At 73.5% G+C, this 12,792-nt stretch carries 12 protein-coding genes and 1 pseudogene; 7 read left to right on the top strand and 6 right to left on the bottom strand.

Features of this window, described 5'->3' with window-relative positions; genetic code table 11:
* Positions 1 to 86: 86 nt before the first annotated feature.
* Positions 87 to 194, bottom strand: a pseudogene (locus ALMP_RS13460) (histidine phosphatase family protein); the annotation flags it as partial.
* A 115-nt stretch (positions 195 to 309) separates the two neighbouring features.
* Between ALMP_RS13460 and ALMP_RS13455 the strand changes: the two are divergent.
* A complete protein-coding gene (locus ALMP_RS13455; protein ID WP_264927371.1) occupies positions 310 to 1,335 on the top strand; it encodes a hypothetical protein in 1,026 nt (341 codons plus the stop codon).
* A gap of 96 nt (positions 1,336 to 1,431) precedes the next feature.
* Entirely contained in the window at positions 1,432 to 1,926 is a 495-nt protein-coding gene (locus tag ALMP_RS13450; protein ID WP_264927369.1) for a tautomerase enzyme, read from the top strand.
* On the opposite strand, the gene ALMP_RS13445 is transcribed toward ALMP_RS13450, so the two are convergent.
* Positions 1,916 to 2,500 carry a TetR/AcrR family transcriptional regulator gene (locus tag ALMP_RS13445; RefSeq protein WP_264927367.1) on the bottom strand — a complete coding sequence of 195 codons (585 nt, stop codon included), beginning with the start codon at positions 2,498 to 2,500 and terminating at the stop codon, positions 1,916 to 1,918. The two genes, ALMP_RS13450 and ALMP_RS13445, sit on opposite strands and share 11 nt — an antisense overlap.
* Before the next feature lie 118 nt (positions 2,501 to 2,618).
* Between ALMP_RS13445 and ALMP_RS13440 the strand changes: the two genes are divergently transcribed.
* A complete protein-coding gene (locus ALMP_RS13440; protein ID WP_264927365.1) occupies positions 2,619 to 3,050 on the top strand; it encodes a tautomerase family protein in 432 nt (143 codons plus the stop codon).
* Positions 3,043 to 4,053 carry a zinc-binding dehydrogenase gene (locus ALMP_RS13435; protein ID WP_264927364.1) on the top strand — a complete coding sequence of 337 codons (1,011 nt, stop codon included), beginning with the start codon at positions 3,043 to 3,045 and terminating at the stop codon, positions 4,051 to 4,053. Before ALMP_RS13440 ends, ALMP_RS13435 begins: the two co-directional genes overlap by 8 nt.
* A gap of 94 nt (positions 4,054 to 4,147) precedes the next feature.
* Here the strand turns inward: ALMP_RS13435 and ALMP_RS13430 are convergent, their stop codons facing one another.
* On the bottom strand, positions 4,148 to 5,356 hold the full coding sequence (locus ALMP_RS13430; RefSeq protein WP_264927362.1) for a pyridoxal phosphate-dependent aminotransferase: 1,209 nt from the start codon (positions 5,354 to 5,356) through the stop codon (positions 4,148 to 4,150).
* 87 nt (positions 5,357 to 5,443) lie between these two features.
* On the opposite strand from ALMP_RS13430, the gene ALMP_RS13425 reads away from it, so the two are divergent.
* Positions 5,444 to 6,073, top strand: coding sequence for a winged helix-turn-helix transcriptional regulator (locus tag ALMP_RS13425; protein WP_264927360.1), 630 nt, complete (start codon positions 5,444 to 5,446; stop codon positions 6,071 to 6,073).
* 76 nt (positions 6,074 to 6,149) lie between these two features.
* Here the strand turns inward: ALMP_RS13425 and ALMP_RS13420 are convergent, their stop codons facing one another.
* The 3 genes from ALMP_RS13420 to ALMP_RS13410 are packed head-to-tail and all read right to left on the bottom strand — an operon-like array spanning position 6,150 to position 9,772.
* Complete coding sequence (locus ALMP_RS13420; protein WP_264927358.1) at positions 6,150 to 6,944, bottom strand: hypothetical protein; 795 nt, start codon at positions 6,942 to 6,944, stop codon at positions 6,150 to 6,152.
* The gene (locus ALMP_RS13415) at positions 6,944 to 8,206 is read right to left on the bottom strand and encodes a VWA domain-containing protein (RefSeq protein ID WP_264927356.1); all 1,263 of its coding nucleotides are present in this window, start codon (positions 8,204 to 8,206) and stop codon (positions 6,944 to 6,946) included. Before ALMP_RS13415 ends, ALMP_RS13420 begins: the two co-directional genes overlap by 1 nt.
* 42 nt (positions 8,207 to 8,248) lie before the next feature.
* Entirely contained in the window at positions 8,249 to 9,772 is a 1,524-nt protein-coding gene (locus tag ALMP_RS13410) for an IucA/IucC family protein (RefSeq protein ID WP_264927354.1), read from the bottom strand.
* 74 nt (positions 9,773 to 9,846) lie between these two features.
* On the opposite strand from ALMP_RS13410, the gene ALMP_RS13405 reads away from it, so the two are divergent.
* Both ALMP_RS13405 and ALMP_RS13400 read left to right on the top strand, forming a co-directional pair.
* On the top strand, positions 9,847 to 11,397 hold the full coding sequence (locus tag ALMP_RS13405; protein ID WP_264927352.1) for an IucA/IucC family siderophore biosynthesis protein: 1,551 nt from the start codon (positions 9,847 to 9,849) through the stop codon (positions 11,395 to 11,397).
* 61 nt (positions 11,398 to 11,458) lie between these two features.
* Positions 11,459 to 12,004, top strand: a complete 546-nt coding sequence (locus tag ALMP_RS13400) for a DUF488 family protein (RefSeq protein ID WP_264927351.1) — start codon at positions 11,459 to 11,461, stop codon at positions 12,002 to 12,004.
* Positions 12,005 to 12,792: the final 788 nt, after the last annotated feature.

Raw genomic sequence — 12,792 nt, 5'->3', positions numbered from 1 at the left:
CCCGTTCCCCTCGACCAGAAGTCCATCGCACGCCCCGGCCGCCGACACCGAAGCTCACCCACGCTCACGAAAGCGCACACATACACGGCCTCCTGCCGGCCGTGCTCGGTGAGCGGGACGTCCGTCGCCCCGGTGTGCCGACCGGACCGCGACCACTCGGTCTCGCCGTGCCGGACGAGGAGGAGATCGACCATGGGCACAGGCTAGGTGCGCGGCGCCGTCGCCTCGCGCAAGCGCACCGGGGCCTGTCGGGACCGGGCCCGTAGTGTGCTGCTCGATCTTCCTCCGACCAGCAAGGAGCATCAGGCCGTGGACGTCGAGATCCCTCAGCTCTTACGCGACACCGTCGCCCAGTTCGGGGCCGGCGCCCCTTACGCCCTGAAGGCCGTCGCCGGACAGCTGGCCGACGATCCGGACATGGGCCGGCCCTCGACGCTGCCCGGCATCCTCACCGTGACGGTCGACGGCGACCTGTTCGAGGACTGCCCCGACCTGGCCATCGGCTACATCCGGGAGCCGGACCGGATACAGATCCGGTACGTCACCCCGATCTCCGCAGCCGAACCGACCGATCCGACCAAGCCGACCGGGCCGACCGGTCCCACCGGGCCGACCCGTCCCCCCGGCGCCACCGGGCCCGCCGAGGGCGCCGAGCTCACCGAGGCCGTCCAGGGCGAGGGGCAGGGGCAGTTCGCCGATCCCGCCGCCGACGCGGTCGCCGTACGGCAGGTCGCCGATGCCTGGGGGCGCGTCACCGGCTGGCTCCGACAGCACGCCCCCGACTCCTACGCCGCGCTCCGCCCGGGCGCCCGCCCCGCCGCCGTCGCCGCCCTGGAGAGCGACCTCGGCGTCCCGATACCCCTGGAGCTGCGCGTCCTGTGGATGCTGACCGCGGGCGACGACGGGGCCGAGGGGCGGGGATGCCTGCCGGGCAACAAGGCCCTGCTGACCCTGGACGCGGTGGCCGCCGTACACCGGCTGAAGAGGGACGCCCAGGCGCAGGAGGACGCCCGTGACGCCCACCGGCCTCAGGACGAGCGGATCACCGTGTGGAAGGCCACCTGGATCCCGGTGGTCGCCCTGGGCCCTGCCGACCACACCTCCGGCCTGTACCTGGACGCCGCGACCGGTTACCTGGGCCACTGGTCCCGTTTCAACGACGCCCACGGTGAAGAACTCGACACGCTCGTCACCTACCTGGAAGAGGCCGCCGACATGCTGGAAGCGCCGGCCCTGGCCACCCGGGACAAGCCCGGGCTGCTCGACGGCGCGCTGGTGTGGCTCAGCGGCGTCGACCCCGCTCGGAAGGACCGATGGCGGCCGGTGGCCGGCTGAGCGCACCTGAGGGAGCCCCGACTCGATATGACAGTCGTTATAGAGCAGCTGTAGTCTGCCGCCCTCGCTTTATAACGACTGTCATAGGAGGATGCCATGACGATCATCACCGTGAACGCCCCACAGGGGCGCCTGAGCCTGGAGCAGCGCCGTGAGCTGGCCGGAACGCTGACGGACGCCGTGCTGGTGCCCGAGGTGGGGCAGCACGCCCCGGCCGCCCGCGTCGGGTTCCAGGTGCACTTCGTCGAGCGTGCGCGGGACATGATGGCCATCGGCGGCCGGCTGCTGGCGGACGCCGGTCAGGAACTCGACGTGATGGTGATCGACGTGGCGGTGATGGACGCCGCCTGGCGGCCCGACGTACGGGCCGAGGTCATCGAGCGGGTCCTGGCCGCCCTGGCGGCGGCCTGCGGACTGGAGAAGCCGTCGCCGACGTGGTGGGTCAACTTCCGCGTGATCGACGAGGGCAGCTGGGGAGCGTCCGGTGGCGTGCTGTCCGTCCTGCCGCTCCTGGAGAGCGGGGTGTTCACCGCCGAGAGGGCCGAGGCCGTCCGCGCCGCGCTGGGCGTCCGGCGGCCGGTCAGTCCTTGATCGTGGCGAGGATGAGCGCCTGCAACTGCTCGGCCGTGTGGTCGAGCGGCTGGGTGCTGCGCTTGGCGCGGCACATCGCCACGGTGCCCTCGACGGCCGCGACGATCAGCGTCGCGAGCTGCTCCGCCCGCTCCGGCTCGGCGCCGTGCGCGCGCAGCGAGGCGGCCAGCAGGCCCTCCCATGCGGCGAACACCTCGGCGGCGGCCACCAGGGCGGCGGGCGTCTCGTCGGCGGGGGGCTCCTCGATGGAGACGGCGAGGACGGGACAGCCGGCCCGGAAGTCGCTGTCGACGACGATCCCGCGCCACAGCGCGAGGAAGGCGCGCAGTCCGGCGACCGGTCCGGCTTCGAGTTCCTTGCGCAGGCTCCGCGCGACCCACTCGCCCGTGTACCGGACGGCCTCGGTGGCCAACTGCTGCTTGCCGTCGGGGAAGTAGTGGTACGTCGAGCCGAGCGGCGCCCTGGCGTGCCTGGCCGTCTCGCGGATGCTCGTCGCGTTCAGGCCGCGCCGGCTGATCATGTCGGCCGCACCGGCCACGATCCGCTCGCGCGCCGACGGGCTGTGCTTGGTCACGTGGGAAATCCCTTCCGGCCTCACTGGCTATGACGGCCGTCATAGTCTAGCGTGGCCGTCGTTTATGACGACTGTCATAGACCGTGCCGTCGAACGGACCGAAAAGAGAGGTGTCCCCATGCCGATGATCCGGCTCACGGCCCCGGCCGGCGCCCTGACCGAGCAAGGCCGCCACGGTGTCCGGCGTGACCTCGCCGCCGTACTGCTGCGCTGGGAGGGCGCGCCCGACACGGCCTTCTTCCGCGCCCAGGCGTGGAGTTACCTGGTCGAGCTGCCCGAGGGCGCCCAGACCACCGCCGAGGACGACGCGCCCCGCTTCCTGGTGGAGGTCACCGTCCCGCAGGGCGCCCTGTCCGAACGCCGCAAGGCGGGCCTGGTCGAGGAGGTGACGAGTACCGTCCTGTCCGCCGCCGGGCTCCCCGCGCGGGACGCCCTGCGGGTGTGGGTGCTGGTGCACGAGCAGCCCGACGGCACCTGGGGCGCGGGCGGCTCCGTCGTCCGCCACGCCGATCTCGTCGCCCTGGCGAAGGGACAGCACGCCGATGCGTGAACTGACCTACGTCGCCCGCCGCACCGTCGAGTGGCGCGAGGTGCCCGACCCGAAGCTCCGGTCCGACGGGGAGGCGATCGTCGCGCCGGTGGCCGCCACGCCCTGTGACGTGGACTCCGCGATCCTGGCCGGTCACGGCTTCGTCGAGCCGCCGTTCGCCCTCGGCCACGAGTGCGTGGCCCGGGTCGTCGAGACCGGCGACGCCGTCACCACCGTCGCCCCGGGCGACCTGGTCGTCGTCCCCTGGTCCGTCAACTGCGGCGACTGCGACCGCTGCGCGGCCGGGCTGACCGCGCACTGCACGGCCGTGCCCTACATGGCGATGTACGGCGCGCCGATCGGCGGCAGTTGGGGCGGACTCTTCTCCGACCTGGTGCGCGTGCCCTACGCCGACGCCATGCTGGTGCCGCTGCCCGCCGGCCTCGACCCGGTCGCCATGGCCTCGGCCAGCGACAACTGGTCCCTGGCCTGGCGCCTGGTCGCCCCCCATCTCGGCGCCCGCCCCGGAGCCCGGGTACTGGTCGTCGCCCGCGGCAGCATCGGCCTGTACGTGTGCGACATCGCCCGCGCCCTCGGCGCCTCCGACGTGCTCTACGTCGACCCCGACCCCGAGCACCGGGCGCTGGCGAGGGGCTTCGGGGCCGCCACGGCCGAGACCCTGGAACCGGCGCCGCGGAGCTACGACATCGCCGTGGAGGCCACCGGGCGGGTCGACCAGCTCGCCCTGGCCGTCACATGCCTGACCCCGGAAGGGATCTGCGAGAGCGCCGGCAACCACTTCCGGCCCGGTGAGCTGCCCCTGCTCGACATGTACCTCACCGGCGTCACCCTGCGCGTCGCCCGCGACAACGTCCGCGCCCACATCCCCGACGCCCTCGCCCTCGCCGCCTCCGGCAGGGTCGCCCCCGAGAAGGTGGTCTCCCATGTCATCGACTGGGAGGACCTGCCGACCGCGCTGCCGGAGAAGCACCTCAAGCCCGTCTTCGTCCGGGCCGACGGCTGACCCCACCCGGACATGGGCCCGGGTGGAAGCGGCCCGGGTGGGCGGCGGTCCGGCACGAGGGGCGTGGCGCACAGCCGTGCCGGGGTGTCGGCCGCTACTGCCGGTACCCGCTGAGGAACCGCCCGATCCGGCCGATCGCCGCCTCCAGGTCCTCCGCGTGCGGGAGGGTGAGGATGCGGAAGTGGTCGGGGGTGGGCCAGTTGAAGCCGGTGCCCTGGACCACCTGGATCTTCTCCCGCAGCAGCAGGTCCAGGACGAACTTCTCGTCGTCGTGGATCCTGTGCACCGCGGGGTCCAGGCGCGGGAACGCGTACAGCGCGCCCTTCGGCTTGACGCAGGACACGCCCGGGATCTCGTTGAGCCTGTCGAAGACGACGTCCCGCTGCTCGCGCAGCCGCCCGCCCGGCGCGGTCAGCTCGTGGATGGACTGGCGGCCGCCGAGCGCGGCCTGGATGGCGTACTGGGCGGGCGCGTTGGCGCACAGCCGCATGGAGGCCAGCATGGTGAGGCCCTCCAGGTAGTCCCTCGCGTGCTGCTTGGGCCCGGTGACCACCAGCCAGCCCGAGCGGAAACCCGCCACCCGGTACGTCTTCGACAGGCCGCAGAAGGTCAGCACGACCAGGTCGGGGGCGAGGGCGGCGGCCGAGTGGTGGACGGCGTCGTCGTAGAGGATCTGGTCGTAGATCTCGTCGGCGAAGACCATCAGGCCGTGCCGGCGGGCCAGGTCGAGGATGCCCTCGACGATCTCCTTCGGGTAGACGGCGCCCGTGGGGTTGTTCGGGTTGATGATCACGACCGCCTTCGTCCGGTCGGTGATCTTCGACGCCATGTCGTCCAGGTCCGGGTACCAGTCGGCCTGCTCGTCGCAGAGGTAGTGGACCGCCTTGCCGCCCGCGAGGGTCGTGACGGCCGTCCACAGCGGGAAGTCGGGGGCGGGGATCAGGATCTCGTCGCCGTCCTCGACCAGCGCCTGCACGGCCATGGAGACCAGCTCCGAGACGCCGTTGCCGAGGAAGACGTCGTCGACGTCGACCTCCAGGCCCCGGTTCTGGTAGCGCTGGGCGACCGCCCGGCGGGCGGAGAGGATGCCGCGCGAGTCCGTGTAGCCGTGCGCCTGCGGGAGCATCCGGATCATGTCCTGGAGGATCTCCTCCGGCGCCTCGAAGCCGAACAGCGCGGGGTTGCCGGTGTTCAGGCGAAGGACGCTGTGGCCCGCTTCCTCCAGCGCGTTGGCGTGCTCGATCACCGGGCCGCGGATCTCGTAGCAGACCTCGCTGAGCTTGTTCGACTGCCGGAACTCCATGCGCGCTCGCCCCTCCGGTATCTGGTGTTGCTTGGTTTTACCAAGTACCAGCTTGGAAAGTCCAACGACATGTCTAGACTGCGTCGCATGTCACCTCGCCGAAGCTACGACCAGTACTGTTCCGCCGCCCGCGCGCTCGACGTCGTCGGCGACCGCTGGACCCTGCTGATCGTCCGGGAGCTGCTCGCCGGCCCGCGCCGCTACACCGACCTGCACGCCGACCTGCCGGGGGTGAGCACGGACGTACTCGCCTCGCGGCTGAAGGACATGGAACGCGACGGGCTCGCCACCCGCCGCCGGCTGCCCCCGCCCGGCGCGGCCTTCGTGTACGAACTCACCGGCAGGGGACGTGAGTTGCTGGCCGTGCTCCAGGCGCTGGGGGAGTGGGGGCAGGGCGAGCTGGGGGAGCGCCGGCCCACCGACGCCGTCCGCGCCCACTGGTTCGCGCTGCCGTTGCTGCGCGCGCTGGAGGGGGAGAGCGCGGTCGTCGAAGTACACCTGGAGGAAGGCGACTTCCATCTGTTCGTCGGCGCCGGCGAGGGCCCCGTGTACGGCGACGGACCCGCGCCCGCGGAGCCCGACGCCCGGCTGGTCCTGGACACCGCCACCTGCACGTCCCTCGCCCAGGGCGAGCTGACCCTGCGGGACGCCGTGCGCGCCGGGCGGGTGCAGGTGAGCGGCGAGGGCGCGTTGGCGAAGGGATTGCGGGAGGCGTGATCCCGGCCGGGAGAAGGGGCGATGACGGCACAAGGCCCGCCGGAGGCGGGCCTTGTGGTGGAGCGTCAGCAAGGGTTCAGGCGCCCGGCGGTACCCGGGACGGCCGTCCCGCCCCGCGGGTCAGCGCGTAGCCGCCGATCCCGGCGAGCGCGGCCAGCGCGCCGCCGATCGCCGTCCACACCCAGCGGTCGGACCACCAGCCGGAGGCCCAGCCGTCGTCCGGCTCGATGCTCGACAGCACCGCCGAATCCTCCTCGTCCGCCTTTGGCTCGACGGCGACGCCCGGGACGAGCGGCTCGGCCAGCCATCCGTCCACCGCCGCCGATCCGCCGACGTCCTTGGAGTCCACCCGCAGTTCGGCGTCGACCGGCAGCCCGAGGTCGGCCGTCTTCACACCGAGGACCGTCAGCCGGACGTAGTAGGTGCCCGGCAGCGGGTCGTTGGCCCACGGCTCCGACCAGGCGCGGACCGTGCGCAGCACGCAGGCCAGCTGCACGGAGGCGGTGCCCGGCGCGGCGGTGCGCGTCTGGGCGCCGTACTGGCAGGCCTGGCGGCGGCGCAGACCGTCGTACACATCGACCTGCCAGGTCTGGCCCGCGTGCTCCTGCGGCAGCTTCACCGTCGCGCCGACAGTGGGCCGCTGCCCCGCGTCGGCCGGGAACGACCAGTACAGGTAGTCGCCGGTGGAGCCGCTCGCGGTGGCCGTCTGCCCCTGCTCGATCTCCGTCGCCGTACGGAACGAGGTGCCCGCCTCGGTGGGCGCGGAGGCGTCCTCGGACGGGCTCGCGGACGGAGTGGAGTCGGCGGCGGCCGGGGAGACCGCCAGGCCGAGCGTCAGCAGCGCCGCGCCCAGCACACGTGTGATCCGCATCAGTTGGTCCTCCACACCGCGACACGCCAGCGCGACAGCCAGCCCCACACCAGACCCGCGAGGAAACCGGTCAGTACCAGCGCGCCGAGCAGCCACCAGCCGCGTCCGAGACCGAACGAGGCCACGTCGTCGGCCTGCGACGGGCCGTCGACCACGTCCACGGTCAGCTCGACCGGCATGCCCGGGGTGGTCTTCACCCCGGCCGCCGCCGAGAAGGAGTTCGTCACCACCAGGCACACCGTCTCGGCGGGAGCCTCGTCCTCGTCGCTCTCCGCCTTCGGGTAGCGCAGGCCGGTGGAGACGACGTCCGTACGGCCGTCGCCCGCCGCCTCGCCGCGCACGATCTCCCGGCCGTGCGTCGTCACCGCGCGCAGCAGCACCCCGTGCCCGGGGTTCATCGCCCGGTCCGCCGACACGCTCACCGAGGCGCGCAGCTCCTGGCCCGGGTCGACGTCGACGCGGTACCAGCGCTGCTGCCCGAACTCCTCACGGTCGCTGTACAGGCCCGACTCCAGCGTGGGCGCCTTCGCGCACGAGTCCGCGCCCCGCGTGGCCACCGGCGTCACCACCGGGTCGGCCGCGCGGTCCACCAACTGGTTGACCTTGTCGGCGAGTTCGTCCGTGTGCTCCACCGAGGTGTACGTGCCGCCGGTGGCCTCCGCGATGCAGCTGAGCTGCTGACGCATCTTCACGTTCGGCACCAGGCCGAGGGTGTCGATGGTCAGGCCGATGCCCTTGGCCGCGATCTCGCGGGCCACCTCGCACGGGTCGAGCGGCGCGCAGGTGTCCTCGCCGTCGCTGATCAGCACGATGCGCTTGGAACCGGTGCCGCCGTCGAGGTCGTCGGCCGCCTTCAGCAGTGCGGGGCCGATCGGGGTCCAGCCGGTGGGCGCGAGCGTCGCCACCGCCGCCTTGGCCTCCGTGCGGTCCAGCGGTCCGACCGGGTAGAGCTGCGCGGTGTCCTTGCAGCCCGTCTCACGGTCGTCGCCCGGGTAGTTGGCGCCGAGGGTGCGGATGCCGAGCTGGACCTCCTCGGGCGTCGCGTCCAGCACCTCGTTGAACGCCTGCTTGGCCGCCGCCATCCGCGTCCCGCCGTCGATGTCCTTCGCCCGCATCGAGCCGCTGACGTCGAGGACCAGGTCGACCTTGGGCGCGTTGGCTGTGGTCTCGTCGGCGACCGCCCCGGCCGGGAACGCGATCCCGGCCGCGAGCGCGGCGAGCAGGGCGCACACGCCCGCCGCCAGCCGTTGTGTTCTGATCATCGGCGGATCTTATTGATCTCGGGTCGCCCGCCACAAACGACGTCACCCCCGCTCCGCCGAGGGATCCTCGTCCCCGGTCAGCGGATTGGGCAGCCCCGCCCACTGGTCGCCCGCCGTCCCCGGCGACAGCCGCATCAGCGTCAACGCCTTCACCGGCAGCGGCTCCTCACACATCGCCACGAGGTCCGGTGTGCGCGGCACCTCCGGCACGGCCGCCGCCAGCGCCGCCCGCAGCGCCTGCCGGTTTCCGGCGGCCGCCGCCAGCGCCCCGCCCACCAGCGAGCCGAACAGCTTGCGCCGCAGCGCCGTCACGTCGTCCGTGAGGATCCGCTCCGGCAGTTCGGGCAGCGGCAGACCGTGGCGGGCCAGCCGGGCCGGACTGACCCGGATGTCGGCGAGGTCGCGGTAGACCAGCCGCAGCGGGGCACCCGACGCCGACAGCACCACCAGCAGGTTCTGCCCGTGCGCCTCCAGCGCCACCCCCCGCTCCAGCAGCCGCAGCCCCACCGTCAGCGCGAGCCGCGTGAACTCCGCCAACCAGCCGGGCCGCGACGGCAGTTCGGTGGTGGTGAGCGCGGCCACCGGCACGACGTGCTCGCCCGGCGCCCCGTACACCACCGGCGACTCGCGCAGCACCGCCGCGAGGTCGGGCGAGTCGGCGGTGACGGCGCCCAGGGTGCGGGTCATGTGCAGCAGGCCTTCCGTGTGGTCCGCGAGGCTCTCCGCGAACGTCGACAGGGCCGCCGAGGCGACCACCGACCCGACCGAGATGTCCCGCACCGACGACGTGAGCCGGGCACTCAGCGCCGTCTTGACGTGCGGTCCGTCCGGCAGCGCCAGCGTGCGCAGCGACATCAGCGGATGCGCCTCCACCCCCGTCTCGCACCGCCGCTTCAGCACGTGCGTCGCCTGCCACGGATGCACCGGGATCAACAGCCGCCCCTCGTCCCGCAGCTCGCCGGGCCACCCGCCCGACACCAGGCACTCGCCGGCGGGCACCGGCAGCAGCCCCAGCCGCACCGCGCGCGGCCGGTGCTCCGGCCCGTACGCCAGCTGCTCGGCCACCGAGAAACCGGGCCGGGAACGGCAGTTGGGGTGGTAGGGGTGACCGTCGACCACCCGCTGCTCCCACTCCCAGTCCCGCGCCGGCCATCCCCGCGCGGGCTGCTGCCCGGCCCGCGACAGCGCCAACGACGCCGTGCTGTGATCGAGCTCGGCCGCGAGACCCCCGCCGTGCGGCACCGCCAGGTCCGTCAGCAGCCGCGCGGGTGCCTCGTACGCCACCCCGTCCAGGTCGACGGCCGTCACATACGCGGAGGTCGCGTACGGGTCGGGGTGCGGGCCGTGCAGGCGGCGGCCGTCGGACAGGCGCAGCGTGAGACCCTCGCGGCCTCGCTCGCGACCCTCCACCCAGGGCAGCGGCTCATGGGTGAGGGCACGCCACAGCCGCGTCAGCACGGCCGCGCGGGCGCCGGGCAGCTCGGCCGCGAAGCGCGGCCCGAGAGCGGGCCGCACGACGGCGAGCTCGGCGGCCACCTCGGCCTCGGCGGTGGGGGGACGGTGCACGGGCGGGCTCCTCGGGTACGAGTAGGACATCGGGGCGGGCCGCGACGACAGCGATACTGATCGTCTCCGCCCGCATGAACCGTAGAGAACGAGTGGAACGCGTGGACCTCATCCCCCCGCCCGCCGACGGCACTCCGGCCGCACCCCCCGCCGACGACGTCGAACGCCTGGCCGACGCCTACGCGGCGGCGCCGCTGCTCAACTGCCTGCTGCGGGAGGTCGCCGAACCCCTGCCGCCGCAGGACGGCCGGCCGGTGCACCGGCTGCCCGCCGGCGGTCGTCTACTGCGCGTGCGCGGCACCCGGCGGCCCACCGAGCCCGAGGTGTACGCGGACGGCGCCTGGCACCGGCTCGGCCACACCGACCTCGTGAAACTGGTCGCGGAGGAGCTGCGCCGCCACACCGGTCTGTCCAACCACGAACTGCCCGCCGAGATGATCGACAGCAGGGACGCGGTCGCCGCCCTGCTCACCGCACGCGCGGGTGCCACTCCGCCCGACGACCCCTACCTGCGCTCCGAGCAGTGCCTCGTCACCGGCCACCCCCACCACCCGGCCCCCAAGGCGCGCGGCGGCGGCCCGGTCACCGGCTGGCTGCCCTACGCCCCCGAGGCGCACGCCCGCTTCCCACTGGTGCTGCTGGGGCTGCGCGAGGACGCCGTGGTCGAGGAGGGCGACACCTCGGCGCTGGACGCCCTGGGCGAGGCCCCGCCCGGCTACCGGCTGCTGCCCGCCCATCCCTGGCAGCTCGACCTGGTGGATCTCGACCGGGCCTTCGCCGACGGCCGGCTGATCAGGCTGGGCACGACCGGCTTCGACACCTGGCCGACCGCCGCGATCCGCACGGTGTACGCACCCGGGCGGGATCTCTTCCTGAAGTTCAGCCTGGATGTGCGCATCACCAACGACATCCGTCGGCTGTGGCGCCACGACCTGCTGGGACTCCGGCGCACCGACACGGCGGTCGTCCATGCGTTCGCCGCGTTCTCCGCCGCCGCCGGGAGTGCCGCCTGGCTGAGCGACCGCGGCTACCGCACCGCCGACTTCGCCTTCGAGGAGCTCGCCGTCCTGGTCCGCGACGGCCTGCGGGACCATGTCCGCCCCGGCGCGACGCCGCTGCTCGCCGCCGGCCTGGTGGAGGGCTTCGCGGGCAGCCCGCTCGATGCCGCACCCGACCCGGCGGCCTGGTGGGAGGCGTATCTGCGGGCCGTCGTCCCGCCGGCCCTGGCCGCCTTCGCCGACCACGGCGTCGTACTGGAGGCACACCTGCAGAACACGCTGGTCGCCGTCGACGCCGACGGCCTGCCCGTGCAGGCGCTGTTCCGGGACGCCGAGGGCGTCAAACTGCTGCCGGACGTGCCCCGGGCGGCCGGCTGGGAGCGGCTGGTGTACTGCCTGGTCGTCAACCACCTGACGGAGATCGCCGGCGCCCTCGCCGAACGCCGTCCCGGGTTCGACCCGTGGCCGGCCGCGCGCCGGGAGTTCGCCCGCCACCCCCTCCCCGAGGCCGCCCAGCTGCTCGGCGCCCCGGAGCTGCCCGGCAAGACCAACCTGCTGCTGCGCTGGACCGGCGCGGACGGCGCCGACGCCCGCTACCTGCCACTGCCCAACCCACTGGCCGGCTGACACCGGCCCGGGGACGAAGGGACGCGACCCTCCGGCGCGGGTACTCGCCGGGCGGAGGGACATGGAACCGCCGCTGATCACCTTCGGGCACGGCACCGCCGGCCGCGAGCGGATCGTCCGGCTGCTGCACGAGGCCGGCGTCACCGCCGTCGTCGACGTGCGCATCGCCCCGGGCAGCCGCCGCGACCCGGACCTGGCCAGATCGCGGCTCGCCGCCTGGATGCCCGCACACGGCATCGCCTACCGGTGGGAGCCCGACCTGGGCGGACACCGCAAACCGCCCGCGGACAGCCCGGACGTCGTCTGGCGCAACACGTCCTTCCGCGGCTACGCCGCCCACACCAGGACGCCCGGCTTCGTCGCCGCCATGGAACGCCTGCTGCGCGAGGCGGCCACCGCTCCCACGGCGGTGATGTGCAGCGAGGCGGTCTGGTGGCGCTGCCACCGCCGTCTGATCGCCGACTTCGCCGTCCTCGCGCGAGCCACGCGGGTCCACCACCTGATGCACGACGGGCGACAGCACCTCCACGTCCCGACGCCGGGCGTACGGCTGCGCGAGGACGGCCTGCTCCTCTACGACGACCTGGCCGCGGCACGGGGTCCCTGATCGTCGCGGGACCGGCGTGATCCCCGTGTGAGCGGGTAGCAGCACCCTGCTGCGGGGAAGCGGTGACGAACCTGGGGAGGTCGGTCACCGCTTCCCCGCCGTCCGGTCACCCCGTCCCGGGCGCGGTCGCCCTCTCCAGCCGGGCACGGAGTGGGCCGGACGGCGCCGATGTTGAACCACAGCAGCAGCTGCACCAGCAGCGGAGTGCCGAGCAGGAAGCCGAGCACCATCACCACACTGGAAGGCGCGGTTGCGGCGACGGAGTTGACTGCGGTCAGCCGGCGGCCGACGTGCCGGCGCGGCTCGGTGGCAGGTCGTCCGCGGTCGCGTCCCTCAACGCGGCCGGTACGGCTTCCACGCGCGGCGGAGCCGGTCCGGCCTCGATCGTAGGGGCGCACCGCGTGCATGTGTCAACCACGCGCAGGAACTGCCCGACACCGGTCCGGCATTCGGGCCGTGGTTGACGAGAAGCGAGATGTACTGCTCAATTGGTCGCATGAATGCCGAGCAGCGCCTGGTCACCCGTGACCACATCGACTTCGGTCGGGTGTGGTCCGCCGCGTGTTGCGCCTGATGCGGCAGCGGGCCGTCTGACCGGCCCTTCCCTCCCTCGGTGACCCCGTCGCGGGCCGAGTTCCTCCCTTCGCGGCACCGTCGTACGCACGCGCTCGACAGGCGCTGATTCCGCGTACGGACGCGCTCGCGAGACCTGACACGCGCTGCTGCCGCCGCCCGACCTCACCCGAGGCACCTGCCCCGGCGTCGTCACACCCCTTCCAGTGCCCTGA

Source organism: Streptomyces sp. A012304 (genome assembly GCF_026008495.1).
Taxonomy (GTDB): domain Bacteria; phylum Actinomycetota; class Actinomycetes; order Streptomycetales; family Streptomycetaceae; genus Streptomyces.
The sequence above is the reverse complement of the archived record's forward strand: the minus strand, read 5'-3'. Positions and strand labels throughout refer to the sequence as shown.

What these genes read in the sequence shown, in the direction of transcription:
- ALMP_RS13450 (WP_264927369.1), top strand. Translation starts at nt 1,432, where the DNA reads ATGACGATCATCACCGTGAACGCCCCACAGGGGCGCCTGAGCCTGGAG.
- ALMP_RS13440 (WP_264927365.1), top strand. Translation starts at nt 2,619, where the DNA reads ATGCCGATGATCCGGCTCACGGCCCCGGCCGGCGCCCTGACCGAGCAA.
- ALMP_RS13435 (WP_264927364.1), top strand. Translation starts at nt 3,043, where the DNA reads ATGCGTGAACTGACCTACGTCGCCCGCCGCACCGTCGAGTGGCGCGAG.
- ALMP_RS13430 (WP_264927362.1), bottom strand. Translation starts at nt 5,356, where the DNA reads ATGGAGTTCCGGCAGTCGAACAAGCTCAGCGAGGTCTGCTACGAGATC.
- ALMP_RS13425 (WP_264927360.1), top strand. Translation starts at nt 5,444, where the DNA reads ATGTCACCTCGCCGAAGCTACGACCAGTACTGTTCCGCCGCCCGCGCG.
- ALMP_RS13420 (WP_264927358.1), bottom strand. Translation starts at nt 6,944, where the DNA reads ATGCGGATCACACGTGTGCTGGGCGCGGCGCTGCTGACGCTCGGCCTG.
- ALMP_RS13415 (WP_264927356.1), bottom strand. Translation starts at nt 8,206, where the DNA reads ATGATCAGAACACAACGGCTGGCGGCGGGCGTGTGCGCCCTGCTCGCC.
- ALMP_RS13405 (WP_264927352.1), top strand. Translation starts at nt 9,847, where the DNA reads ATGAACCGTAGAGAACGAGTGGAACGCGTGGACCTCATCCCCCCGCCC.
- ALMP_RS13400 (WP_264927351.1), top strand. Translation starts at nt 11,459, where the DNA reads ATGGAACCGCCGCTGATCACCTTCGGGCACGGCACCGCCGGCCGCGAG.